The sequence below is a fragment of the Roseateles sp. AC306 genome (assembly GCF_979253795.1).
Window position 1 is genome coordinate 75,409 of the sequence record NZ_CEEDEB010000009.1, and the last position, 24,897, is coordinate 100,305.

The 24,897-nt window shown below is 69.0% G+C and carries 19 protein-coding genes; 6 read left to right on the top strand and 13 right to left on the bottom strand.

The annotated features are described in order from the left end of the window. The first annotated feature begins 253 nt into the window (after positions 1–253). Both recQ and AC0IZJ_RS17810 read left to right on the top strand, forming a co-directional pair. Positions 254–2,140, top strand: coding sequence for a DNA helicase RecQ (recQ, locus tag AC0IZJ_RS17805; protein ID WP_471852433.1), 1,887 nt, complete (start codon positions 254–256; stop codon positions 2,138–2,140). Beyond that, entirely contained in the window at positions 2,140–2,346 is a 207-nt protein-coding gene (locus AC0IZJ_RS17810; protein WP_471852435.1) for a DUF3565 domain-containing protein, read from the top strand. Before recQ ends, AC0IZJ_RS17810 begins: the two co-directional genes overlap by 1 nt. Here the strand turns inward: AC0IZJ_RS17810 and AC0IZJ_RS17815 are convergent. Next, positions 2,343–2,624, bottom strand: a complete 282-nt coding sequence (locus AC0IZJ_RS17815) for a hypothetical protein (RefSeq protein WP_471852438.1) — start codon at positions 2,622–2,624, stop codon at positions 2,343–2,345. The two genes, AC0IZJ_RS17810 and AC0IZJ_RS17815, sit on opposite strands and share 4 nt — an antisense overlap. 202 nt (positions 2,625–2,826) lie before the next feature. Here AC0IZJ_RS17815 and AC0IZJ_RS17820 point away from each other — a divergent pair, with 202 nt between their 5' ends. Then, entirely contained in the window at positions 2,827–6,354 is a 3,528-nt protein-coding gene (locus tag AC0IZJ_RS17820) for a hypothetical protein (RefSeq protein ID WP_471852440.1), read from the top strand. Positions 6,355–6,396: 42 nt separating this feature from the next. After that, entirely contained in the window at positions 6,397–7,194 is a 798-nt protein-coding gene (locus AC0IZJ_RS17825) for a putative signal transducing protein (RefSeq protein WP_471852442.1), read from the top strand. Between the two features lie 220 nt (positions 7,195–7,414). Here the strand turns inward: AC0IZJ_RS17825 and AC0IZJ_RS17830 are convergent, their stop codons facing one another. The 4 genes from AC0IZJ_RS17830 to AC0IZJ_RS17845 all read right to left on the bottom strand — a co-directional run bounded on the left by AC0IZJ_RS17830 (position 7,415) and on the right by AC0IZJ_RS17845 (position 13,777). Continuing rightward, positions 7,415–8,836: a pectate lyase family protein gene (locus AC0IZJ_RS17830; RefSeq protein ID WP_471852443.1), complete on the bottom strand. Its 1,422-nt coding sequence runs from the start codon at positions 8,834–8,836 to the stop codon at positions 7,415–7,417. A gap of 286 nt (positions 8,837–9,122) precedes the next feature. Continuing rightward, positions 9,123–12,119, bottom strand: coding sequence for an ATP-binding protein (locus AC0IZJ_RS17835; RefSeq protein WP_471852446.1), 2,997 nt, complete (start codon positions 12,117–12,119; stop codon positions 9,123–9,125). Positions 12,120–12,138: 19 nt separating this feature from the next. Then, complete coding sequence (locus AC0IZJ_RS17840; RefSeq protein ID WP_471852448.1) at positions 12,139–13,389, bottom strand: hypothetical protein; 1,251 nt, start codon at positions 13,387–13,389, stop codon at positions 12,139–12,141. A gap of 151 nt (positions 13,390–13,540) precedes the next feature. Further along, positions 13,541–13,777: a hypothetical protein gene (locus AC0IZJ_RS17845; protein WP_471852450.1), complete on the bottom strand. Its 237-nt coding sequence runs from the start codon at positions 13,775–13,777 to the stop codon at positions 13,541–13,543. A 174-nt stretch (positions 13,778–13,951) separates the two neighbouring features. Between AC0IZJ_RS17845 and uvrA the strand changes: the two genes are divergently transcribed. Beyond that, entirely contained in the window at positions 13,952–16,858 is a 2,907-nt protein-coding gene (gene uvrA / locus AC0IZJ_RS17850) for an excinuclease ABC subunit UvrA (protein WP_471852708.1), read from the top strand. Here the strand turns inward: uvrA and AC0IZJ_RS17855 are convergent, their stop codons facing one another. Continuing rightward, the gene (locus tag AC0IZJ_RS17855) at positions 16,859–17,686 is read right to left on the bottom strand and encodes an MHFG family PEP-CTERM protein (protein WP_471852453.1); all 828 of its coding nucleotides are present in this window, start codon (positions 17,684–17,686) and stop codon (positions 16,859–16,861) included. Between the two features lie 221 nt (positions 17,687–17,907). Here AC0IZJ_RS17855 and AC0IZJ_RS17860 point away from each other — a divergent pair, with 221 nt between their 5' ends. Then, positions 17,908–18,300: a response regulator gene (locus tag AC0IZJ_RS17860; protein WP_471852456.1), complete on the top strand. Its 393-nt coding sequence runs from the start codon at positions 17,908–17,910 to the stop codon at positions 18,298–18,300. A 129-nt stretch (positions 18,301–18,429) separates the two neighbouring features. Here the strand turns inward: AC0IZJ_RS17860 and AC0IZJ_RS17865 are convergent, their stop codons facing one another. The 7 genes from AC0IZJ_RS17865 to AC0IZJ_RS17895 form a co-directional block, all read right to left on the bottom strand. Then, entirely contained in the window at positions 18,430–18,864 is a 435-nt protein-coding gene (locus AC0IZJ_RS17865) for an SWIB/MDM2 domain-containing protein (protein ID WP_471852459.1), read from the bottom strand. 222 nt (positions 18,865–19,086) lie between these two features. Further along, positions 19,087–19,632, bottom strand: a complete 546-nt coding sequence (locus AC0IZJ_RS17870) for a cytochrome b/b6 domain-containing protein (RefSeq protein WP_471852461.1) — start codon at positions 19,630–19,632, stop codon at positions 19,087–19,089. A 3-nt stretch (positions 19,633–19,635) separates the two neighbouring features. After that, positions 19,636–19,923, bottom strand: coding sequence for a PepSY domain-containing protein (locus AC0IZJ_RS17875; RefSeq protein ID WP_471852464.1), 288 nt, complete (start codon positions 19,921–19,923; stop codon positions 19,636–19,638). Then, positions 19,923–21,053, bottom strand: coding sequence for an alpha-hydroxy acid oxidase (locus AC0IZJ_RS17880; RefSeq protein WP_471852465.1), 1,131 nt, complete (start codon positions 21,051–21,053; stop codon positions 19,923–19,925). Before AC0IZJ_RS17880 ends, AC0IZJ_RS17875 begins: the two co-directional genes overlap by 1 nt. Then, a complete protein-coding gene (locus AC0IZJ_RS17885) occupies positions 21,050–21,733 on the bottom strand; it encodes a Fe2+-dependent dioxygenase (protein WP_471852467.1) in 684 nt (227 codons plus the stop codon). Before AC0IZJ_RS17885 ends, AC0IZJ_RS17880 begins: the two co-directional genes overlap by 4 nt. A gap of 25 nt (positions 21,734–21,758) precedes the next feature. Beyond that, on the bottom strand, positions 21,759–24,023 hold the full coding sequence (locus tag AC0IZJ_RS17890) for a TonB-dependent receptor (RefSeq protein WP_471852470.1): 2,265 nt from the start codon (positions 24,021–24,023) through the stop codon (positions 21,759–21,761). Between the two features lie 97 nt (positions 24,024–24,120). Further along, positions 24,121–24,879, bottom strand: coding sequence for a TonB family protein (locus AC0IZJ_RS17895; RefSeq protein WP_471852472.1), 759 nt, complete (start codon positions 24,877–24,879; stop codon positions 24,121–24,123). Between the last annotated feature and the right edge of the window lie 18 nt (positions 24,880–24,897).

Here is a 24,897-nt window from a genome sequence, read left to right on the forward strand (position 1 = left end):
TGGGACAATGGTGAACCTGCATTCGGCAGTTGGCCGCTTGCTACTCATCGGAATGATTCTCCAATCAACACTTTTCGGCCATGGCCACCTTCACCACTTCGGTGAAGAGCGCTGCCCGCCCGCTGGTCTGTCGCTTCGGGCCGCTGGCGGCGTTGCTCCTCCTTGTGGGCACGAGCCCACTTCGTCGTCGCGCCTTGCCAGCAGCCCGCCTCGCCAGCCCCTCGGGCGCGCCCTACTGCCGAATCCAGGTTGAATGAACCCGCCCGTGCATCTTCCCGAACCCTCCGCCGACCTGCAATCCGCTGCACACCAGGTCCTGTCAGCAGTTTTCGGCTACACGGCCTTTCGGGGCCAGCAGGCGGAGATCGTCGAGCAGGTGGCCGCCGGTGGCGACGCGCTGGTGCTGATGCCCACGGGTGGCGGCAAGAGCCTGTGTTACCAGGTGCCGGCCATCGTGCGCCACACGCGCGGCCAGGGCGTGGCCATCGTCGTCAGCCCGCTGATCGCGCTGATGCACGACCAGGTCGGCGCGCTGGAAGAAGCTGGCGTGCATGCCGCCTTCCTGAACAGCAGCCAGACCGGCGAGGAGGCCAGCCGCATCGAGCGCGAAATGATGAGCGGGCGGTTGACCCTGCTCTACGCCGCACCCGAGCGGCTGACGACACCGCGCTTCCTGGCCCAGCTCGAATCGCTTCGGGAGCGCGGTCTGCTGTCGATGTTCGCCATCGACGAGGCGCATTGCGTCAGCCAGTGGGGGCACGACTTCCGCTCGGAATATCTGCAGCTGAGCTTGCTGCACGAGCGCTTCCCCGAGGTGCCGCGCATCGCGCTGACGGCCACGGCCGACGACCTGACGCGCGCCGACATCATCCAGCGCCTGCAGCTGCAGGACGCGCGCGTCTTCATCAGCAGCTTCGACCGGCCCAACATCCGCTATCTCATCGCCGAGAAGACCGCCTCGCCGCGCGAGCAGCTGCTGCGCTTCGTGCGCGACGAGCATGAGGGCGAGGCCGGCATCGTCTACTGCCAGAGCCGCAAGAAGGTCGACGAGACGGCGGTGTGGCTGGAGAGCGAGGGCATCAAGGCGCTGCCGTACCACGCCGGCCTGGACGCCGACGTGCGCCGCCGCCACCAGGACCGCTTCCTGCGCGAGGAAGGCCTGGTCATGGTGGCCACCATCGCCTTCGGCATGGGCATCGACAAGCCCGACGTGCGCTTCGTCGCCCACCTGGACCTGCCCAAGAACATCGAGAGCTACTACCAGGAGACCGGCCGTGCCGGCCGTGATGGCGCGCCGGCCGAGGCCTGGATGACCTACGGCCTGGCCGACGTCGTCAACCAGCGCCGCATGATCGACGACAGCCCGGCGGACGAGGTCTTCAAGCAGGGCCAGCGCGGCAAGCTGGATGCGCTGCTGGCGCTGGCCGAGGCGACCGACTGCCGGCGTGTGCGCCTGCTGAGCTACTTCGGCGAGGAGAGCACGCGCTGTGGCAACTGCGACAACTGCCTGAACCCGCCGCAAACCTGGGACGGCACCGAGGCCGCGCGCAAGCTGCTGAGCTGCATCTACCGCTTCCACCAGCGTGGCGAGCGCTTTGGCGCCGGCCATCTCATCGACGTGCTGCGCGGCAAGGCAACCGACAAGACCAAGCAGTACGGGCACGACAGGCTGTCCACCTGGGCTTGCGGGTCGGACCTGTCCGAGCAGCAATGGCGGGCCGTGCTGCGCCAGCTGATCTCGCTGGGCCACGTGGCCGCGGAGGGCGAGTTCAACACGCTGGCGTTGCAAGACAGCGCTCGGGCAGTGCTCAAGGGCGAGGTGGAGTTGCGCCTGCGCGAGGCCGAGGAGAAGAAGCCGCGCGGCAAGTCTTCACGCAGCAGCACGGGCAAGCCCAAGGTCGATCCGTCGCTGGGGCTCGACGCCGAGGCCCAGGAGCGCTTCGAGGCGCTGAAATCCTGGCGGTCCGAGGTGGCCAAGGAGCATGGCCTGCCGGCCTATGTGATCTTCCAGAACACCACGCTGGCCGAGATGGCGCGGCAGGTGCCGGGCGACCTGGTGGAGCTGGGCGAGATCAGCGGCGTGGGGGCCAAGAAGCTTGAGGCTTATGGCAGCGAGATCCTGCGGGTTTTGGGACGCTGATGGAGCAGCCCATCACGGGGTTCCATCTCGACGAAGAGGGCCACTGGGTCGCCGAGCTGGCCTGTGGCCACAACCAGCACACGCGCCATGACCCGCCGTGGCAGAACCGGCCCTGGACGCTGACGCCCGAGGGTCGGGCCGGCGTCATCGGCCAGCGGCTGAACTGCCTCAAGTGCGACCAGGGCGCACCGAGCGATCGGCCTTAGCGAATACCGCCCGTGCCGGCCGCGGCCACCTGCGTGCCGTCGGCTGCCGCATCCCGCTTGCCGACGATGACGACGCGCGGCAGCTGCTGCACCTCGGCTGTCGTGTCGTCCGTGCGCGAGCCTTCGATGACCACGCGTTCAAGGACGACGGTCGGCTCGGCCGGCGCGGTGATCGTCATCCAGGTCGCGCCGGTCAGCGCGATGAGGGCGACGAGGACAGCCGCGCTGGCGGCTTGCAGGCGGGTGGACTGGGCGGTGGTGGTGCTGATGCGGTTCATGTGGCGCTCCCGTGTTCGATGGAGCGGACTTTGCGCGCCGAGGCTGGGCGCGTCTGCGGGTTTGCGATAGGTCGCCACTTTTCGCGGATGAATTGCAGCCGGCGGCGATGGCGGTCCTAATCAAGCTTGTGGGCGGCAGCCGGGATGCCGCTCCATGCCGGGCCGCATACTGCGCGCGCTCGTTTTTTAGGGAGAGACCAATATGGCACGCGGCAACGACGTCCAGCTGGGCGGCATCACGGACCTGAACCTGCTGGCAGACATCAAGCCAGGCTTTGTCGACGCACTCGAAGTGCTCACCTATGTCGACCGGCTGCGCAAGGTGCTGCGCACGCTGAACGGTTTGCGCCTGGGCTCGCGCGAGTCGAGCGCGCCGGCCTCGCCCTACACCGACATCGTCGCCCGCTGGCGCATCGTCCACTCGTTCCGCTGGAGCATCGTCGACGGCGCCGATCCTGCAAATGGCGCACCCGACCGCCTGCTGCTCAGCGTCAACTTTGACGGCGGCTGGGAGCCGTACATGCGGGTCATCTGGGATCAGCTCGGCTCCACGCTGGACCTGATGCTCTGCCACACCGAGGGCTACACGCTGTCGCGCGACTGCAGCTTCGAGACCTATGCGCGCTGGGTGCGGGCGCACGAGGTGTCGGCGGACTTTTTGTTCATCGAGTCCGGCCGCAGCGTGGGTGACGGTGAATACCTCGCCAGGCTGGAGGCCGCCCAGCGCGGCCGCGCCAACGAGCTGGCCTTCAACCGTCTGCGCGCGCCGGCCTCGGGCGAGACGGCGCCGTTGCCCACCGGCGACAAGGAGCGCTTTGCGATGGCCGCGCGCGGCCTGGTGCCGCTGGCGGGCCTCTTCACGCTGCAGCGCTTCTTCGGCGCGCAGGCGAGCGACCGCGCCTGCCTGCTGCGTGCCACGCACGACGTGCTGTTCGAGCTGAAGGAGCTGGACACGGCCAGGCAGTTCCCCAATGACGGCGGCAAGACGCCCGGTGGCGCGCTGCGCCAGCGCCATTACGAGATGCTGGGCTGGTTTGAGCAGGCGCTGCCGGAGCCCGTGGTGCGGGCGCGCGAGCTGTCGCTCAAGCCAGGCGACCTGCAGTGCTGCCTGCTGACCAAGCCGCCCGGCAACCGCGGCGGCCTGGTGCTGCTGCGCGTGGCCCAGCCGTCTCAAGCCGTCGCCTGGCTCAGCACCGCGCCCGTGCAGCGCGACAACGAGGACGCCGCACAGCTGAACGTCTGGCGCCAGGTGGCGCTGACGCTGGCTGGCCTGAAGGCGCTGGGCATCCCGGCCGCGCGGCTGGAGCGCTTCCCGCAGGCCTTCAAGGAGGGCATGGCCGCGCGCGCCGGCCTGCTGGGCGACGTGCGCCACAACCACCCGGCGCACTGGGTGCTTAGCGCCCACGTCAACGGCATCGACCGCATCGACCCGGCCAACGCCCATGTGCTGGTGCAGCTGCGCTTCCCCGCCGCCGAGCCGGGCGAGAACTTCACAGCGGCCGACGAGCAGCGCCTGCGTGCGCTGGCCGATGCGCTGACCGTGGGCACCGGCCTGGCGCTGATGGCCATCGAGCCGATGCGCAGCAACGCCGCCGACAAGGAGCACTTTGGTTTCAGGGACGGCATCAGCCAGCCCGTGCTGGGCGGCGACGCCTCGGGGCAGTCGTGGGACGACAGGGTCAAGACGGGCGAGGTGTTGCAGGGCTTCCCGACCGAGCGAGACAAGGGCTACGCCGTGCCCGAGCAACCCGACGCGCTGCTGGACCGTGGCAGCTTTCTCGTCGTGCGCAAGCTGCGCCAGTACACCGGCCGCTTCAGCCGCCGCACGTATCAGGAAGCCAGGAAGATCGGCGTGGACCATGACCTCGTGCTGGCCAAGCTCATGGGCCGTTTCCAGGACGGCCGCCCGCTGGCGTCACCTGACGCGCCCGACACCACCAACGACTTCAACTATGCCAAGGACGCTCAGGGTTCGGCCTGCCCCTTCCACTCGCACATCCGTCGCGTCAACCCGCGCGACCTGGCGGGCACCGCGTTCGCGAAGAGCCGCATGCCGCGCATACTGCGGCGCGGCATGAGCTACGGCGCGCCCGTGCATGCCGACGCACCGGACGACGACGACCGCGGCCTGGTCTTCATGGCCTACAACGCCCACCTGGCCGAGCAGTTCGAGGTGGTGCAGCGCTGGGTGGCCGGCGGCAATGCCAGCGGCGGCTACTCGGCGCAGAGCGATCCACTGCTCGGCGTTGTCGACGGCAGCGCCGGCCCGCGTCTGTTCCCGTTCGAGCATGCCGGCAAGCCCTACGAGATCGACCTTGGCCCCGAGCCCTTCGTCACGCTGCAATGGGGCGCCTATTTCTACGTGCCGTCCATCGCCGCGCTGAAGTCGCTGCCGGGCCTGGTCGAGCTGGCCCTGCCGCTGCCGGCGCCCACGCCGGTGCCCGAGCGCGCGCCCGACCCGCAGGACATGGTCGCCTGGCAGCGCTGGCTGGAAGACACCACCACCCGCGACAGCGCCTGGGCCTGGGTGCGCGCCCAGCCGGGTGGTGTCGTCGACACGGCCTATGGCGTGCTGGTGGGTGCGGCCGAGCGCGTCTGCGAGGTGCTGAGGAACGCCCCCGACCGCTACTCCAACAGCGGCTACGGCGAGCGCATGCACGACTCCATCGGCGTGGGCTACCTGGGCCTGGACGACGACACCGGCCACCGCGAGCAGGCCCCAGCCATCAACGCCGCCATCGAGGCCTACAGCGAGGCGCAGTGCTATGCCACGGCCTACCAGGTCGCCAAGGCGGGCCTGGCGCAGCTGAAGAAGGAGGCGCGCGAACTGCTGGCCGCCTTCCCGGAAAGCCAGAAGCCCAAGGACCTGCCCACCGACACGCCGCTGGACTTCGAGCGCCTCAGCGAAGGCGTGCTGGCCAAGCTCTGCCAGCTCTGGTTCGGCCAGCCCGACGGTCGCCACATCTGGGGCACCGAGTTCCATGCCGAAGCTCCCGCGCACGGCGTGGCGCCGCGTTGCCCGCGCGACCTGTTCAAGGTGTCACGCCACGTCTTCGGCCCCTACCCGACCGATGCCGTCAAGTCCGAAGGCCGCGCCGCCGGAAAGCGCTTCCTGGCTGGCGTCGAGGCCTGGCTGGCCGAACCCGGTGCGCAACTGCCGCCGCTGGCGCAGAAGATCGTCGCCGCCGCCAAGGCGGTGCCCGACGCGGCGCCCGACCTGCCCGCACGCACGCTGGCCGGCATCATGCTGGGCTTCCCGCCCACCACCCACGCCAACCTGTTGACCGTGCTGGCCGCCTGGGTGCAGACGCGCAAGCTTTGGGAGCTGCAGCCGCAGTGGAACGAGGTGAAGCCGGATGCGCAGACCGGCCTGCGCCCCTACGCCGAGGCCGTCGCCCGCCTGCGCCCGACGATGGTCGCAACGCTCAACCAGCGCCCCACGCCCTTCCAGATCTGGCGCAAGGCCCGCGTGGCGCACAGGCTCGGCGCCGTGAATGTGGAGCAGGGCCGCGTCGTCATCGTCGGCCTGGGCTCGGCCACGCAGCAAGACCCCTTGCGCCACCACGTCGCCTTCGGCGGCGACCGCGCCGACCCCCAAGGCCCGCCGCCGCACGCCTGCTCGGGCTATGGCATGGGCATGGGGGTGATGCTGGGTGTGGTCGCGGCGGTGCTGGATGCGGGTGTGATGCGGTTCACCGGGGCGCCGACGGTGGTGGCGTTGGCGGTGTGAAGCTGGGCTGGCATTGATCGCCGTACAACCATTCAACAAGACATGAAGACTCTTTACGAAGCAGCCAGCGCCATTGAAGCCCACATGCTGGTGGACCTGTTGAAGCAGGAAGGCATCACCGCGCACATCCACGGCGAGTCACTGCAAGGCGCGGTGGGCGAGATTCCGGCCAGCGGCTTGGTGCGGCTGGCGGTGGCGGAAGAAGACCATGCGGCAGCGCGTGCCGTCATCGACCGCTGGGAAACGACGCAGGTCGAGTCGACTCCCCGAGCTGCGGACGCGCCGGGTCGCAAGTCGCGCGGCTGGGCCGGCCTCGCGCTGGGACTGGTCATCGGTGTGGCGGCCACCTACGCGATGTACCGGGTACCGGCCCGCACGGACGGCATCGACTACAACCGCGACGGCGAGCTCGACGAGCGGTGGACCTTCTCCCCCAACGGCATGCCGATCAAGATGGAGATGGACCGCAACCTCGATCGCAAGGTCGACTACGTGGCCCGTTACGACGCGCGCGGGCACATCGAGTCCGCCGAGTCGGACGACAACTTCGACGGCGTCTTCGAGACCAAGCAGTGGCTGAAGAACGGCAATGTCGAGTTGACGCTGTCCGACACGGATGGCGACGTTTACCCGGATATGCGCTCCACGTTCACGCACGGCATTCTGGACACCACCGAGTACATCAACCCCGCCACCGGCAAGCCGCTGCGGGTGGAGTACTTCGCGCTGGGCGTCCTGCAGTACGCCGACGTGGACATCGACAAGGATGGACAGCTCGACACGCGCATCAAATACACCCAGCTTGCCGAAGTGGCGTCGAAAGAGCCGCTGCCCAGGTGACGGCGCGGACAGGACGACAGGCAACGCCAAACCTCACACCCGGATTGCGTCCAGCGCAGCGTAGAGGATGATGAAGTCGCGGTCGTGCAGCGGGGTGGTCATGGCAGGCCGCGGATCCTAAGGTCGCGGCCTGCCGGGCGTTCATCCTCTTTCCGACCATGGATGAACGGATCCGAGCAAGCCGGCGCCCGCGTTGCGAGGGCGCCGGCTCGTCGCTGGGTCAGCAACTGACCTTCGCGAAGTTCGTCCCTGCCCCGGCCGCCGCCGGCAGCTTCTGCTTCACGCAGGACGGCGCCTGCGGCGAGTAGCTGTAGGGGATGCCGAGTGGGAAGTTGGCGGTCGTCGTCCAGTCGGTGGCGTCGCGCGACGGCGAGGAGCCACTGGCCACCCAGGTGATGCCGTAAGTCGCGAAGTCCGCCGGGCTGGTGATGTTGTTGCCACGCAGCTGCCAGTAGCCGATGGACGAGCTGTCGCGCGAGGTCACGGGGTTCTGTGCGTTCTCGAACCAGTTGTTCTCGATCAGCGAGTAGCCGCCCATGCGGATGTTCGCCCCCGAGGTCTTCACGCCGCTGTAGAGGTTGTTGTAGAGGTGGGTGTAGCCGCCGCGCTGCAGTGGCAGGCGGGACGTGACGTTCTTGTAGTGGTTGTGGTGGAAGGTGATGTAGCGGTCGCTGGCGTCGCTGTCGCTGGAGCCGATCAGGCCGACCTTCTGGTGGTCGTGGATGTAGTTGTACGAGTAGGTGATGTGGTGGGCGCCGGCCTTGCTGTCGATGAGGCCGTCGAACTCCAGGTCACCCGCGCCGCTGCACTCCTTGGTGCTGCTGAACAGCGTGTTGTGGTCGATCCAGATGTAGCCCGGTATGCCGCCGCTCTGGCCTTCGATGCCGATGGCGTCGATGGAGCCGGGCAGCAGGCCGATGGTCATGTTGCGGATGATGATGTTCTGCGCCGCGGCCTTGATGGCGAGGCCGAAGTTGGCTGCCGAGCCGTTGGTGCCCTCGATGGTGACGTTGTTCTTGTTCTTGATTTCGACGACGGTGCCGGCCGGCTTCTGCCATTGCGCGCAAGAGTCGGTGATGCTGCCGAAGTCGAACGTGCCCGTGTAGCGCAACACCAGGCCCGAGCTGCCGTCATAGGCGTTGAGGGCCGCCTGCATCTGCGCGGCCGTGCTGACGTTCACGGCGGTCTTGGCGCCGCCGCCGGTCACGGTGCCGGCATAGCCGCCGCTGGCGCCGGCCGGCGCAGGTGCTGGCGTCGGGGCCGGTGAAGGTGCGGGGGTCGGCGCAGGGGTTGGAGCCGGCGTGGGCGCAGGCGTCGGGGCGGGGGTCGGCGCGGGGCTGCCCACCGGTCCGACCGCGCACTTCTTGGTGATGCCAGGGTTGGGGTCCGAGCCGAAGGTCGCCACGGTGCAGGCCACGTTGCCGCTCAGGTTCTTGATGACCCATTTGTCCTTGATGCCGAAGGACACCGGCCGCGTGGCAGTGCCGGCCTTGCAGGTTTCGCCTTCGTCGGCGCATTTGGAATAGCCCGAGGGCCAGTCGACCGCGTGAGCGGCCGAGGCGGCCAGCAGCAGCGATACGGCCGCGCCTGCGGCAGCCGCGGACCGGACGGTCGGCAGCGGCGGGGGAGTGATCTTGTTCATGGTTTGTCTCCTGTCGTTTTGGCGGCGCGGTATCCATCCAGGCACGCGCAGCCGGCTTGCACGTGCGGGCCTGGAGTGCGCCGACGCGTAAGCGGTGGGGTGGGAGGAACCAGTGCCGACGTCAGGTCGCAACCGGTCGATCCGCGCGCTGGGGCGCGGCGACGTCAGGTCGGCGCAGCAAGGCTGCCGCGCATCGCAAGGCAACTATGAAACATCGTTCTGATTCTGTGGATACACGGTTTCACGTAGCCGGCGAAGGTGACTGGGAAGTCGTAACTTCCGTGGGTCAGGCGTCACGAAGGCGTTGCGCTCGCTCGCTGAATCCGCGCATGTCCATGCGTTCGAATGCGCGTTCTGCGCGTTCCAGCGCGGCCTGCCAGCCGTCGTCCAGCTTCAGCTCGGCCTCCAACAGCGCTGTCACTGCGGCCTCGTGATCGGACTGGCGCTGCTCGCCCGCGCCCCGGGCCAGCGCCAGGTAGCGCCGCGCCTGTGCGGCGTCCCCGGCGTTCGCCGCCAGTCTGGCCGCTGCGCGGTAGGCCATCGCCCCGCCGATCCAGTCGTCCTGGCGCCCTCGCTTCAGCGCCATGGCGATATGGCGCCGTGCCGCGACGGCGTCGCCTTGGGCGGCCAGCATGTCGGCCAGCCAGCCGTGGTTGAAGCTGCTGTAGAGGCCGCCGCCGCGCGGCGCGAGCCAGGCGGTGGCGTCGCGCACGCGCTGCAGCGCGGCCGGGTCGGCCTCGTGCATCCAGGCGGCGTAGGCGCTGGCGGCCTGGCCCATGGCGCAGGTGAACATGCTGCGCACCTGGGCGCCCACGCGGTGGGCCACCAGCGCGGCGTCACGCGCTTCGGCCCAGCGGCCCTGCCACAGCAGCACGGCGGCCCGCCAGCCCTGCATGCTCGCTTCCACGGCGTGACCGCTGCCGTCGAACGGCGTGAGCGCCTCGGCAAAGATCTCGTGAGCCTGCTGGAAGCGGCCCTGGTCGGCCAGCACATAGGCGCGGCAGCACAGCGAGAAGGATAGGCCGATGCGGTTGACGGCGCTCTTGCTGGCGCGCATGCGCTGGCGGGCGATGGCCAGGTCCAGCATGGGCAGGGCTGCGGCGTAATCGGCCGCGGCCGCCTGCAGCTGGCCGACGGTGCCGGGCAGCTGGGCCAGCAGCGCTTCGTCGCCGCAGGCCTGGGCGGTTTCGACGGCGGCGTGCGCGTGGCGCAGGCTGTCACGCGTCTCGCCCAGCGCGTAGCCCACATAGGCCAGCCAGTATTCGGTGCGGGCGATCAGTCCGGGGTCGCCGTCGGCCTGGGCCAGCACGGCGGCATGCCGGAGCACGCGCAGGTCGTCGCGCGAGGCGTCGAACACGCAGGCCATGCCCAGGCGCTGGGCGACGGCCACCCAGCGCCGGCGCCGGCCGGCGTCATCGGGCAGGAACTCGAGCGCGGCGAGGGCGGCGCGGAACTGCTTCTTGGCGCGGTCCAGTGCCGAGGCGGCCAGCGCCACGTCGCCTGCCGCCTCGGCGTGCAGGCCGGCGGCGGGCCAGTCGTTGGCGGCCGCCGCGTGGTAGGCCAGCTGTTCGTGCAGCTGGCTCTCGGCGCCGCCGCGCGCGGCCAGTTCGGTGCTGATGCGCCGGTGCAGGGCCTGGCGCTCGTGCAGGCCCGTGGCCTCGTAGACGACGTCGCGCGTGATGCCGTGCTTGAAGCGCAGCTGGCCGGGGGCCTGGTCCGGAAAGATGAAGTCCTGGGCGGCCAGGGCGCGCACGGCGGGGTGCTGCTCGCCGCAGCCGGACAGCGCCTCCAGCAGCCACACGGGGATGACGTTGCCGATGACGGCCGCCAGGCGCACCAGCCGTGCCTGGTCGGCCGGCAGACGGCCGACGCGGGACTCGACCAGTGCGGCCAGCCAGGCCGAGCTGCTCTGGCCCTGGACGAAGCTGTCGCCGGCATCGACGGCCGCGTGGCAAAGCTCCTCGATGAAGAGCGGGTTGCCGCCGGCGTGGCGCTGCACCTCGGCGGCGATGAAGGGGTCGCCCTTAGGCAGCAACTGGTGCACGGCGCGGGCGGACTCGCACTCGGTCAGCGGCGGCAGCTCGATGAGGTGCTGGGCGTCGTCGTCGTGCGCGCCGGGCAGGCCGGTGGCCGGTTGCGGGCGGCTGGCGGTGAGCAGCAGCAATGGCAGGCCCTGTCGCGAACAGGCGGTGCGCAGCTGGTGCAGCAGGCGCAGCGAGGCGTCGTCGGCCCATTGCAGATCGTCGATGAAGACGAGCTGGGGCGTGCGCCGGGCCAGCGCCAGCAGCAGGTCGAGCAGGGCGTTGGCCCGCTGCGCGGGGGCGCTCTGCTGGGCGGCCAACAGCTCGGCAGGGGCGTCGGCCATGCCCTCCATGCCGCGCAGCATCTGCAGGAAGGGCTGCAGCGGCTCGGCGCTGAGGTAGCTCTCGCAGTAGCCCCGGTGGATGCGGCAGGGCCGGTCGGACTGGTCCTCGGCGTGGCGCAGGAACTCCTCGGTGAGCCGGGTCTTGCCCACGCCCGCGCCGGCGCGCAGGCCCAGCCACAGCGTCTGGCCCGCCAGCGTGCGGGCCAGCCCCGCCTCCAGCGCGGCCAGCTCCAGCTCTCGGCCGACGAAGGGCGCCAGGCCGCGGCGCACGCTGGCCTCGAAACGCCGCCCCACGGCGGCCCGACCGAGCACGCGGTAGGCCGCCAGCGGCGTGGCGCGGCCGCGCAGCTGCAGGGTGAAGCGCGGGCCGGTCTCGAAGAACTGGCTCTGCAGGCCCAGGCTTTCCTCGCTGGCGATGATCTCGTCGGCGCGTGCCGCCTCGGACAGGCGGGCGGCGATGTTGGGCGCATTGCCCAGCAGCTCGAAGCGGCCGCGCATCTGGTCGCCCTCGTTGACGAGGACGATGCCCGCATGGACGCCGCTGTGCAACGTCAGCCCGCGGAAGTCGGCCGGGCGGGGGCCGGGCGGCATGATGCCGCGCACGGCGGCGTGCAGCTCCAGCGCGGTTTCGGTTGCCCGGCGGCCGTCGTCCTCGCGCACGTCGGGGTAGCCGAAGACGGCCAGCATGCCGTCGCCCTGGATGCGCGCGATGACGCCGCCGTGGTGGGGCACGATGCGCTCGTACAGCCCGCGCAGGCCGGTCAGCATGGCCGAGTAATGCTCGGCCTCCATCCACTCGGCCATGGCGGTGGAGCCGCTCAGGTCGACGAAAAGCAGGGTCAGCAGCCGGCGCTGGCCGGCCGCACCGGGAGCGCTGGCGGCGCCAGCGGCAGCGAAGGGAACAGGGGTCTCGGTCACTGCGCCCGTCAAGCCGTGATCAGGCCGGCAGTGGCTGGAAATCCGTGTCGGCCACGGTGCGCGGCGCGTCCGGGGGCAGGTCTTCCTCGCGCAGGCCGAGGTAGATGGGTTCGCCGTTGCGGCGGTGGATGTTGATCTTGGCGTTGTAGACGCGGTGGATCAGGCCGTGCTTGTCGGCGATCTGGTATTCGCTGATGCCCCACAGGCCGGTGGCGTCGCGCCGGCCGGTCAGGTAGCAGGCGATCTCGTCGACCTCGGAGCCGGCCAGGCGCAGGCCGTTCAGGCTGCGCAGCGGCGCGCGCGTGCGCTCGACGAAGTCCAGGCTGTCGATCCGCACGTCGTCGCCGGTCGTCTCGTCGTGCATCAGCGTGTTGAACTTGCCGACGAGGATCTGCCCGGGTTGGGCGTTCTCCACCATGCGCGCCAGCTCGATCGTGACCTGGCCCACCAAGTAGCTGAACGAAGTCGGGTTGAGCCCCTCGGATTGATAGAACTCGTAGTGCGAGCCGACGTGGAAGCAGGCGCGCAGGCGCGGCACGGACTCCGGCCGAGTGGCACGCTCCTGCGCCAGCGCGTTGTCGGCCAGGATGAACTGCATCAGCTGGTACAGCTCCACATTGGCCTCGACGCCGCGCATGCGGTTCCAGATGTAGAAGCCGTCACCCGTCGTCGTGCGGGCGAAGTTGATGTTGATTTCCTGGGCCAGCAGCTTGGCGTAGGCCGCGTTGACCGAGCAGGACAGGCTGTTCAGCTGCACCACCTGCTGCAAGGGCGTCAGCAGCGAGAAGCCGACGGCGTCGAACAGGATGACGGCGCGGTCTTCCACCAGGCGCACGCCGTAGCGCGCGGCGATGGCCGCGATCAGCGGCAGGCCCAGTCCCTTCTCGGGAGCGAAGGGCAGCTCGATGAAGCGCGGCGTCACGCCCAGGGCGGCGCTGACAGCGTCGAAGGCGTGGGCGTCCAGGTGCTCCTGGTTGGACAGCAGCTTGTCGAGCAGGCGCGCGCGGCGCGTCAGCTCTGCCTCAGGCAGGTTGCCGTCGCCCAGGGCGAACTCCGTCAGCATCGGATGGGGCGCGACGATGGCGCGCAGGCCACGCGCCTCGGGCGTCCAGCCGAAGAGGAGGTTGTCGCCCAGGTTCCAGAGCGCGTAGAGCGCCTGGTCCAGCAGGATGATGTTTTCGCGAAGCTGGTTTTCGCTCAGGCCTGCCGGGGCCGGATAGGCCATGAAGCCATCCAGCCAGGACCGGCGTTGGCGCAGCTCTTCTTTCACAAGCAGGCTCCGTTAAGAAGCCCGATTGTCTTTCACAGAAACGGCTTTTGCCGCGAGAGACAAGCCGACTCGGCGGCGCAGTTCAGGCTATCGGCCTGCTGCGCTGGCGACTCGGCTCGTAACTGTTGTTTCAGGACCAGCGTCATGCAGTTCAGGCGCGGCGGGCGATAACGGTCACGCGGGGCAACTGAGCCACTTCACGTACGGCATAACCAGTGACGACGACGCGCGGCAATTGCGCCACCTGGGGGGCAACTTCCTTGACGGCCTTGCCGGTGATGACGACGCGGGGCAGCTTCTGCACTTCCTGGGGCGCTGCGCTGGCCGTGAAGGCGGTCAAGGCAAATGCGGCAACAGCGGCGGCCTGGATCAGAGCGGTGGTCTTCATGGTGCTTCCTTCGGGGTTTTCACAGCGGGATTGCTGTGTCGATGGAAGGAGTTTCGGCAACGGACCGGTGCGTCGCCAGGGTGCTGCGATGAAGCGCAAGAGCCGCGTGCTGAGCTGCAGGCGACGGCGATGAAGCGTCCGCCTATCATGGCCGGTTCGCTTGTAGACATTGCCATGCCCCACCCGGATTTGCCCGCAGTTCCCGAATCCCGCTTCATCCGCGTGCGCGGCGCGCGCACCCACAACCTGAAGAACATCGACGTTGATCTGCCGCGCCATGCGCTGGTCGTCATCACCGGTTTGTCAGGTTCCGGCAAGTCGTCGCTCGCCTTCGACACGCTGTACGCGGAAGGCCAGCGGCGCTATGTAGAAAGCCTGTCCAGCTACGCGCGGCAGTTCCTGCAGCTGATGGACAAGCCCGATGTGGACATCATCGAGGGCCTGTCGCCAGCGATTTCCATCGAGCAGAAGGCCACCAGCCACAACCCGCGTTCCACCGTTGGCACGGTCACCGAGATCCACGACTACCTGCGCCTGCTCTACGCCCGCGCCGGCACGCCCTTCTGCCCCGACCACGACCTGCCGCTGGAGGCGCAGTCCGTCAGCCAGATGGTGGACGCCGTGCTCGCCATGCCGGACGAGAGCAAGCTGATGCTGCTCGCGCCGGTGGTGCGCGACCGCAAGGGCGAGTTCGTCGAGCTGTTCGCCGAGCTGCAGGCGCAGGGCTATGTGCGCTTTCGCGTCGACGGCGCGACGGTGGAAGCTCCGGAGATCCCGGCGCTGAAGAAGACCGAGAAGCACGACATCGACGTCGTCATCGACCGTGTCAAGCTGCGCGCTGATTCACACGATCAGTTGCGCCAGCGCCTTGCCGAGAGCTTCGAGGCGGCGCTGCGTCAGGCCGAAGGCCGGGCGCTCGTCATGAACATGGACAGCGACCAGACGACGCTGTTCTCCAGCAAGTTCGCCTGCCCGGCCTGCTCCTACTCGCTGCCCGAGCTGGAGCCGCGCCTGTTTTCGTTCAACTCACCGGTGGGCGCCTGCCCGAGCTGCGAGGGCCTGGGCCAGGTCACCGTGTTCGACGCCGACCGCGTTGTCGCCTTCCCGACGCTGTCGCTCGCCAGCGGCGCCGTCAAGGGCTGGGACCGCCGCAACCCGTACACGTTCTCGCTGCTGGAGTCGGTCGCGGCGCACTACAAGTTCGATGTCGAGGCGCCGTGGGAGAGCCTGCCGCCGGCCGCGCAGGACGTGCTGCTGCGCGGCTCGGGCAGCGAGGACATCAGCTTCGTCTACCAGGCCGAAACGGCTTCGGGCAAGAAGCGCAGCGTCAAGCGCCAGCATCCCTTCGAAGGCATCCTGCCCAACCTGCAGCGTCGCTTCAAGGAGACCGACTCGGCGGCCGTGCGCGAGGACCTGGCCCGCTACATGGCCGCCAAGCCCTGCACGGCCTGCGAGGGCTCGCGCCTGCGCCGCGAGGCACGCAACGTGGTGCTGCAGCCGGCCGACGCGCCGCCCGGCGTCAAGGGCCGGCCGATCTTCGAGGTCGAGCATTCGACGTTGCGCGAATGCCTGGACTACTTCGAGACGCTCAAGCTCAAGGGCAACAAGGCCGACATCGGCGACAAGGTCGTGCGCGAGATCGCGTCACGGCTGCGCTTCCTGAACGACGTGGGCCTGAACTACCTCAGCCTGGACCGCAGCGCCGACACGCTGTCCGGCGGCGAGGCCCAGCGCATTCGCCTGGCCTCGCAGATCGGCTCCGGGCTGACCGGCGTCATGTATGTGCTCGACGAGCCCAGCATCGGCCTGCATCAGCGCGACAACGACCGGCTGATCGCCACGCTGCGGCGCCTGCGCGACCTCGGCAATTCGGTGCTCGTTGTTGAACATGACGAAGACGCCATCCGCGCCGCCGACTGGGTGCTGGACCTCGGCCCCGGTGCTGGCGTGCATGGCGGCCACATCATGTCGCAGGGCACGCCCGCCCAGGTGGCGGCTGACCCCAACTCGCTGACCGGCCGCTACCTCAGCGGCGCGGCGCGCATCGAGGTGCCCACGCAGCGCCACAAGGTCGCCGAGGGCCAGCCGAGGCTGCGCATCGTCAACGCGCGCGGCAACAACCTGAAGGGCGTCACGGTCGACATCCCCGTCGGCGTACTGACCTGCGTGACCGGCGTGTCGGGTTCGGGCAAGAGCACGCTGGTCAACGACACGCTCTACGCCGCCGTCGCCAAGAAGCTCTACAACAGCCACGCCGATCCGGCCGCCTACGACGAGATCGAGGGCCTGGACGCTTTCGACAAGGTCATCAACGTCGACCAGAGCCCCATCGGCCGCACGCCGCGCTCCAACCCGGCGACCTACACGGGCCTGTTCACGCCGATCCGCGAGCTGTTCGCCGAGATGAACACGGCGCGCGAACGTGGCTACGGCCCGGGGCGCTTCAGCTTCAACGTCGCCGGTGGCCGCTGCGAGGCCTGCCAGGGCGACGGCGTGCTGAAGGTGGAGATGCACTTCCTGCCCGACGTCTACGTGCCCTGCGACGTCTGCCAGGGCCGGCGCTACAACCGCGAGACGCTGGAGGTGCTCTACAAAGGCAAGAACATCACCGACGTGCTGAACATGACGGTGGAGGATGCCTTCAACCTGTTCAACGCCGTGCCCGCGCTCGCACGCAAGCTGCAGACGCTGCTTGACGTGGGCCTGGGCTATGTGAAGCTGGGCCAGAGCGCCACGACGCTGTCCGGCGGCGAGGCCCAGCGCGTCAAGCTGGCGCTGGAGCTGAGCAAGCGCGACACCGGCCGCACGCTCTACATCCTGGACGAGCCCACCACCGGCCTGCACTTCGCCGACATCGCGCTGCTGCTGAAGGTGCTGCACCAGCTCCGCGACGCGGGCAACACCATCGTCGTGATCGAGCACAACCTGGACGTCATCAAGACGGCCGACTGGCTCATCGACATGGGCCCGGAAGGCGGCGCCGGCGGCGGCCAGCTGCTGGTGGCCGGCACGCCGGAAGATGTGGCGGCCTGCGAGGCCAGCCACACCGGGCGCTACCTGGCGCCGCTGCTCAGGCGTTGATCAGCGGCGGCGCTGACGGGCGCGAAAGCCGATCACAAGCAGGCCGCTGACGATCATGGCCCACGTGCCCGGTTCGGGCACTGCGGGCGCGATGCCGGGCAGGTTGGGCGACTCGGCCACGCGCACCGTGCCCGGCGGCAGCAAAGGCATGCCCAGGCTGGCCAGAGGCGGCATGCCGCCGCCAGAGCCGGCCACCGGGCCGGGCGAGCCGCCGCCGAGGCCGGCGAAGCCGCTGCCACCCTGGGCCGGCGCCGAGCCGCTGCCCAGTGACGCGCCACCCGACTGGCCGGAGAAGCTGTCGGGCTCCGCCGCAGCCATGGGGCCGGCGGCAGGGGCTTCAAACTCCAGCGGTGTGTTCTCACCCTCGCGGGTCGCTGAGGCCACGTTGGCGGCGCCGGACGGCGCCACGGCGGCCGGCTTGGCCTCCAGGCGGCGGATGCGGCTGACGTTGCGGCAGACGGTGGGCACGAGGATGCACTGGCCGTCCTCGCAGTAGACAAGGCCGCGCTCCTGGGTCTTGGCCGTCCACCTGGCGCGTGTCACCGTCTTGCAGACGGCGCCGGGGCCGAAGTGCATGTCGCGGATCTCCGGCGCGTAGCTGGCCTGGCCCTTGATCGTGTCGCGCTCGATGAGGGCGATGTCGTCGTAGCTGCGCGCCTTCATGCGCGCCTTGAGCTTGTCGCGCGTGGCGGCGGGGATGTCCTGGTAACGGTCCACGGCCGCCACCACGTCGCCCATGAAGGGGTTGACGCCCGGGCGGTCCCAGCTGCAATCAGGCAGGGTGGAACCGGCGGAAACGGCGAGAGCAAGGGTGGCGATCAGGGACATCGAAGGGCCTGTGGAAACACGGCGCACCCCAAACCAGGGGCGCATATCCCTAGTGTTAGGGAATTCCAGGGTTTCCACGCGTTGAAGACCCCCGAAGACAGGGTGGGCGGCAGGTGAGAAATATCACGCAAAGCGCAGGAAACGATGGCGAGGCGAGGCCCGCGAACGCCCTGGCATTGCTGCTATCGTGCCGACCGCTGTATCTGTCCGCCCAATTTGCCATGCCCGACCGCGCCGCGCCGCTGGTGCTTTACGTCGAAGACGACCGCATCCATCTGATCCTGATGGAGGAGGTGTTCCGGATGCTGCCGGGCTGGGAACTGCGCTGCGCCGAGACCGGCGCCGAGGCGCTGGCGGCGCTGGCGGAATGCCGGCCCGACCTGCTGCTCATCGACATGAACCTGCCCGACATGACGGGCCTGGAGCTGCGTGCCCGCGTCGCCGCGGATGCCGACCTGTCGGCCGCCTTGGACGGCGCGCACTGGATTGCCCTGTCGGCCGACAACCCCGGTGAGGTTGTGCGTGCCGCGCGCGCTGCGGGCTTCACCGACTACTGGCTCAAGCCCATCGACGTGTCTCGCCTGCAGGCCAGCCTCACGGCTTTGCTGACTTAAGGCGCGTCGACGACGTCGTCGACGCAGGTGTGCCGCGCACGCCCTGCGTTGCTTGGCATTGGGCAAGAAACAAAAAAGCCCGGCAGTGCCGGGCTTGCGTTCACGAGGCCGCGCAAGCGCGGCGCCGATTCACTTCAGGTGGCTGTTGATCAGCTTGGTCATCTCGAACATGTCGGCCTTGGCCTTGCCGAAGATTTCCTTCAGCTTGGCGTCGGCGTTGATGACGCGCTTGGACAACTCGTCCTGCAGCTTGTTCTTCTTGATGTACTCCCAGACCTTCTTGGTCACGTCGGTACGCGGCAGGGGTGCTGCGCCGACGATGGCCGCAAGAGCGGCGCTGGGGGTGAGGGCCTTCATGAAGGCGGCGTTGGGCGTGCGCTTCTTGGCGGGTGCTGCGGCCTTCTTGGCCGGAGCTGCCTTCTTCGCTGCAGGTGCCTTTGCGGGCGCTGCTGCCTTCTTTGCTGCAGGCGTCTTTGCAGGTGCTGCCGCCTTCTTCGCCGGTGCGGCCTTTTTCGCCGGAGCCGCAGCCTTCTTTGCGGGCGCGGCCTTCTTCGCAGTTGCCATGTCGATTCACTCCATCAAAAGTTGTTGATGTGCCGGGCGTGGGTGAAGGCCCAGTAGACCTTCAATACTCGCTAGCACCCTGCGGCGGCGATGGTACTGCGCTCCCTGGGGGAATAGAAGGCTTTCATAGAGGGGATGACCCGCAGAGGCCCATGAAATCGGGCCTTTCGGGCCCTGCCTGTCGCGGGGCCGCATCAGTCCTGGGTTCTGCGGGCATTTGTGTCAGCAAATGTCGTCGCCATTGGCTGCGCGCTTGTCGCCGCTGAACATGGCGGCCACGAGGTTCTCGCGGTGCCGCCAACTGGTCACGACGACGCCGCCGAGGTGGCTTATGACGAGGGTTGCGATGCCCCACGCAAGCCATGCATGCAGGTCCGACAGCCACTCGTAGCCCCACAGCCAGTCAGTGGTGTAGAGCCAGCCGCTCAGGCTCAGCGCGGCGGCCGTGGCCCACAACGCCAGCGCCATCCAGCCACCCAGCGGGTTATGGCCGAGGTGACGCGGCTCGCGGCCGGCGCGGATGGCACGGGCATAGGCGAGCACCGCGCGCGGGCCGCGCACGAACTGGGCGAGGCGCGCGTAGCGGCCGCCGACGAAGCCCCAGATCAAACGCAGCACGACGGCGGCGCCGGCCACGTAGCCGGCGGTGTGGTGCCAGGCATCGAAGCCGCGCGGCGGCCAGTGGCCGCTGATCCATGCGGTGGCGACGGCGCCAGCCAGCGTCCAGTGCAGGACGCGCACGAGCACGTCCCAGACGCGGATGCGCACGGCTTACTTCTTGTCTGCGGGCTGCTCGCCTTCGGGGTAGACGCGCTCGAAGGTCTTGGGGTTGAAGAAGGCCTCTGCCTTCTTGCCCTGGCCGTCGAAGCCGTAGACCTCGTAGCAGCCGTTGTAGTTCTGGACCTTGCGGACCTTCCAGCCGTCGCCTTCGAGCTTCTTCTGCAGTTCCATCTGGCCCTTCTTCTCTTCCTTGGGCACGACGGGGCAGGAGACGGCGCCGTGGGCGAAGGCGGCGCCCGTGAAGGCGGTGAGGGCGAGGGTGGCGAGGAGGCGTTTCATCAGGAAGTCCTTTGGGGAAAGGTGCCGGGCCAGAGCAGCGCCGGGCCGGCGTCGGCGAGGGTCTTGCAGCCACTGAGGGCCATGGCGATCTCCAGCTCGTCGCGCAGCAGGCGCAGCGCATGGGCAACACCCAACGCGCCGCTGGCCGCAAGGGCGTGCACATAGGGGCGGCCGAGCAGCACGGCATTGGCGCCCAGGGCGATGGCCTTGAGCACGTCGGTGCCGCGGCGGATGCCGCCGTCGACGAGCAAGGGGACGTCGGGGCCGAGTGCGGCGCGCAGCGGCGGCAGCAACTCGGTGGTGGGTGGCAGCGTGTCGAGCGCGCGGCCACCGTGGTTGGAGACGACGAAGCCGGTGACGCCGCGTGCCAGCGCGTCGCGTGCGTCGTCGACATGCGTGACGCCCTTGAGCAGCAGCGGCAGCGGGCTTTCGGCGCGCAGCCAGTCGACCTCGCGCCAGGTGGCGGCGCGCGGCATGAGGCCGTCGAACAGCGCGCTCTGGCCGGGCCGCAGGTCGAGCGGCTTCTTGAGGCCGCCGAGGTTGACGGCGCGAATGTCGTCGGGGAGCTTGAAGGCGATGCGTCGCTCGCGGTCGCGCGCGCCATGCACGGGCGCGTCGACGGTCAGCACCACGGCCTGGTAGCCGGCGGCCGCAATGCGCTTCAGCAGCGCACGCATGAAGTCGCGGTCGTCGCGCCAGTAGAGCTGGAACCACAGCGGGCCGGCGGTCGGGTCGGCCAGCATGGGTGCGGCCACGTCTTCCATGGGCACGCTGGCCTGGGCGCTGAGCAGCACGCCGGCGCCCTGCGCGGCGGCGGCGTGGGCTATTGCCCTCTCGCCGTCGGCGTGGAAGAGGCGCTGGTAGGCGATGGGCGCCAGCAGGACGGGGTGCTGCAGCTCGCGGCCGAGCAGCGTCACGCGCGTGTGGCCCCCGGACAGGTCGCGCAGCACGCGCGGGTGGAGCTGGATGGCATCCCAGGCGGCGCGGTTGGCACGCAGCGTGATCTCGTCGGCTGCACCGCCGTTCAGATAGGCCCAGGCGTTGGCACCGACGCGGGCTTCGGCGGGCGCTTCGAAGTCGGCCAGGTTGGCCAGGCCCTCGGGCAGGGCCTCGATGGCCGGTGTGCTCATGTGTCTGCCCACATGCGCAAGAGGTTGTGATATGTGCCGGTGAGCTGGACGAGTTCTGGCGTTTCGCCGAGTTCGCCGCGCAGCTGCACCAGGCTCATGTCCATCTCGTAGAGCAGGCGGCGCTGCTCGTCGGCGCGCACCATGCTCTCGATCCAGAAGAAGCTGGCCAGACGCTCGCCGCGCGTGACCGGCTCGACGCGGTGGACGCTGGTGCCGGGGTAGACGACCAGGTCGCCTGCCGCGAGCTTGACGCGCTGCTCGCCGAAGGTGGTGTCGATCACCAGTTCGCCGCCGTCGTAGTCGTCGGGCTCGCTGAGGAACAGCGTGCAGGAGATGTCGGTGCGCACGCGCTGTGCGCTGCCAGGCAGATAGCGCACCGCCTGGTCGACGTGACTGCCGTAGGCATTGCTGGCACCGGCGTAGCGGTTGAACAGCGGCGGCAGCACGCGTTTCGGGAGCGTGGCGGAGAAGAACAGCGGGTGCTTCTCCAGCGCCTGCAGCACCAGGGCCTGAAGCTCGCGGTGCTGCTCGCTGCCGGACTGGAGTTGTTCGTTGTTCTTGACCTGCGCGGCCTGGCGGCCGGCGGTCGCGCGGCCATCGGCCCAGGGGGCCGAGGCCAGCAGTTCGCGGGCCCGAGCCGCGCCGCCGGTGTCGAGGATCTGGGGGATCTTCAGCAGCATGGCGTGGCGCGGGTCTCCGTCGGGGTCAGAACTTGTAAGTGCCGGTCAGGCTGGTCACGCGGCCGGTGCCGGGCACGTAGAACGACGTGTACAGCTGGTCAGCATAGGTCTTGTTGGCCACGTTGCTGACGTAGAGCTTGAACAGCAGCGTCTCCGGCACCGCCGTGAACTCAGCCATCAAATCGCCAGTGACGAACTTGGGCGCGACGATGCCGACCGGGTTGCGGTTGGGCGTCTGGCCGCTGCGGGCGTTCAGGCCGGCACCGAGGCGCAGCTGCGGCAGCAGCTGGTAGGCCGTCCACAGGCTGCCGGAGTAGCGCGGCGTCAGCGAGGGGCGCGAGCCCTGGACTTCGCCACCTGTGGCGCCGGAGATGTCGATCTTGGCGACCGGCATCCACGTGAAGTTGCCGAAGACTTCCCACTGCGGCGTGATGCGGCCGACGACGTCGAAGTCCAGGCCGGCGGCGTGGCGCTTGCCGGACAGCGTGACCGGGCAGTTCTGCGTGCCGGGCGGGCAGTCCTGGTTGCGCTCGTGCAGCTTGGTGTTGCGGAAGGCGCTGGCACGCAGGCTGAGCTTGCCGTCGGCGCTGTCCCACTTGGCGCCCAGTTCGACGTTGACGGATTTTTCCGGCGGTACGTCGGCATTGGCTTCGCTGAGCGAGTAGGCGTCGCCGGAGGTGTTGAAGGACGTGGCGCCCATCAGGTGGAAGGACCACTGCTCGTTCGGCTGGAACAGCACGGCGGCGCGCTTGCTCACCTCGGAGATCTTCATCTGATACGTGGACGTCGTGACCGGCGTCAGCGCGTTGTTCGGCACGGCGAAGCCGTCGTAGTCGCCCTTCAGGTTGTCATAGCGCAGGCCGGCCAGCAGCTTCCACATCGGCGCCACCTGAATCATGTCCTGCAGATAGCCGCCATAGGCCTTGGAGGTGTAGGCGCTGAAGTCGCGGTACCGGCGCTGGCTCTCGTCGATGCTGGCGCCGTCGTACGGCGTGCCGACCGTCGTGTTGGGGCGCACCGGCACGACGCCGCCCTGCGCGATCGAGACCTGCTGGAAGACCTGCTTCTTCTCGTGCGCGAAATCGACACCCGCCTGCAGCGTGTGGTCGACGCCCAGCGCCTTGAACCTGGTGTTCAGGTCGCTCTGCGCCGTCACGGTCTGCATGTTCTGCTTCTTGGGCTGGAAGCCGCGCGTGATGATGGTGGCAGGGCTCAGCGTGTCCAGCGAGACGGCCAGGCCGCCCGGCTGCAGCGTGGCGGCGGCGTAGTTCCACAGCGTGGCGCGCTGGTCGCGGGTGTACTCGGCGCGGCGGACCTTGGTGATCAGCTCCGTGTCCTTGGAGAAGCGGTGCGTGTGGGTGAGCATGCCGTAGTAGGCCGTGCCTTTATTGAAGTCGCTGGACAGGCCGTAGTACGCGTCCGGGTCCATCTTGGTGTTGACCTGGTTGGCGATGGGGTCCGTCGGGCTCTGGCGGATCCAGCGCACGCCGTAGTTCATGCCGTTGTCGTTCTGCAGGCCGTACAGCGTCACGCCGAACTCGTCCGTCTCGTCGACGCCGAAGCGGTAGTTCACGCCCACGCCGCGCTTGTCGATCCTGGAGCCGGCGCCGTTGCTGTCGGCGCTGTTGACCATCGCGCTGACGCGCAGAGCCGCGCTCTCGCCGGTGCGCTGGTTGAAGTCGCCGATAGCGCGCAGAGCGCCGTGGCTGCCCATGGACACGTCGATCTGGTTCTGGTCGGCCAGTTGTGCCTGCTTGGTCACCTGGTTGACGGCGCCACCGGTGGAGCCGCGTCCGAACAGCAGCGAGGCCGAGCCGCGCAGCAGCTCCAGCTTGTCGAGGAAGAAGGTGTCGCGGTCGTAGAAGGCCGGGTCGCGCATGCCGTCGATGAAGATGTCGCCCGTGCTCTGCAGCGAGATGCCGTGAATCTTGATGTCTTCCTCGCCGCCTTCGGCCGCCAGGAAGGTGATGCCCGAGGTGTTCTTCAGCACTTCCTTCACGTTGGTGAAGTTGCGGTCATCCATCAGCTTCTCGGTGACGACGGTCAGCGATTGCGGGATGTCGCGGATGTCCTGCTTGCCCTTGCCGATGCGGGTCTCGGTGGCCTGGTAGTCGTCCTTGCCTTGCTTCTCGGCGCTGGCCTTGGCGCGCACGACGGGCAGGACGTTCTCTTCCTTGGCGGGGGCCGTCTGGCCGAGCGCCACGGAGGCAAAGCCGAAGCCGGCGGCCAGCGCGCCAAGAGGAAGTAGAGGCAGCAGCGCCGACGATTTCGAGTTGTTGTTGCGGGACATGGATCTCTCCGATGGATCGTGAATGGGCATGGCTTTGCCCACGACGGCGTCAAGCACCGCCCACGGCATGGCTGGAAGGGGGGAAGGGAAAAGGGGTCTAGCGGTCGACTTCGTAGGACATCGGTGCGATGACCTCCCACTCGATGGCCTGACCGTTCTCGGTCTGCGGCACGAAGCGGGCGCTGCGGATGTCCTGCAACGCCTGCTCGTCCAGGCGGGCGAAGCCGGACGACTTGGCCAATGCCACCTCGCGCGGCATGCCGTTCACGTCGACGACGACACGCACCTGCACGATGCCCGACTCACGCAGTCGCTTGGACATCAGTGGCACCGTCATGCGCGGCTCCCTCAGCCAGCGCACGGCACTGGCCGGGACTCGCTTGAGGGCCGGCGGCGCAGGTGGCGGCGTGACCTGCACGGGCGGGGCCGGTGTCAGCTGCACAGGCGTGGGCGTGGGGGGCGGTGGCGGCAGGGCGGCGACGACCGGCGACGGGGCCGGCGCTGCGGCGATGGCGATCAGCGGTGGCTCGATCAGCGTCAGCGCGGGCGCCTTCATCTCGGGCATGACCACGGGCGTGGGCGGCAGTGGCTTGGGCGGCTCGGCGGGAGCCACCAGGCGCACGACGATGGGCGCGACCTGGGCCGCGATGCGCTTCACATCCTGCACGCGGCTCAGGCCCCACAAGCCCAGCAGATGCAAGGTCGCGATGCCCACCAGCAGCAGCCGCCGGCTGCGTGGCGCACGGGACAGCTCGGCATAGCTCGCTCGCGGCTCGCGCGGCGTACGCACCACTGCCAGGTGCGGCACGGGCGCGGCAACCGGGGATGGGGCGACAAAGGCGAGAGCGGTCTTCAAGACGGGGCAGCAGCAGAC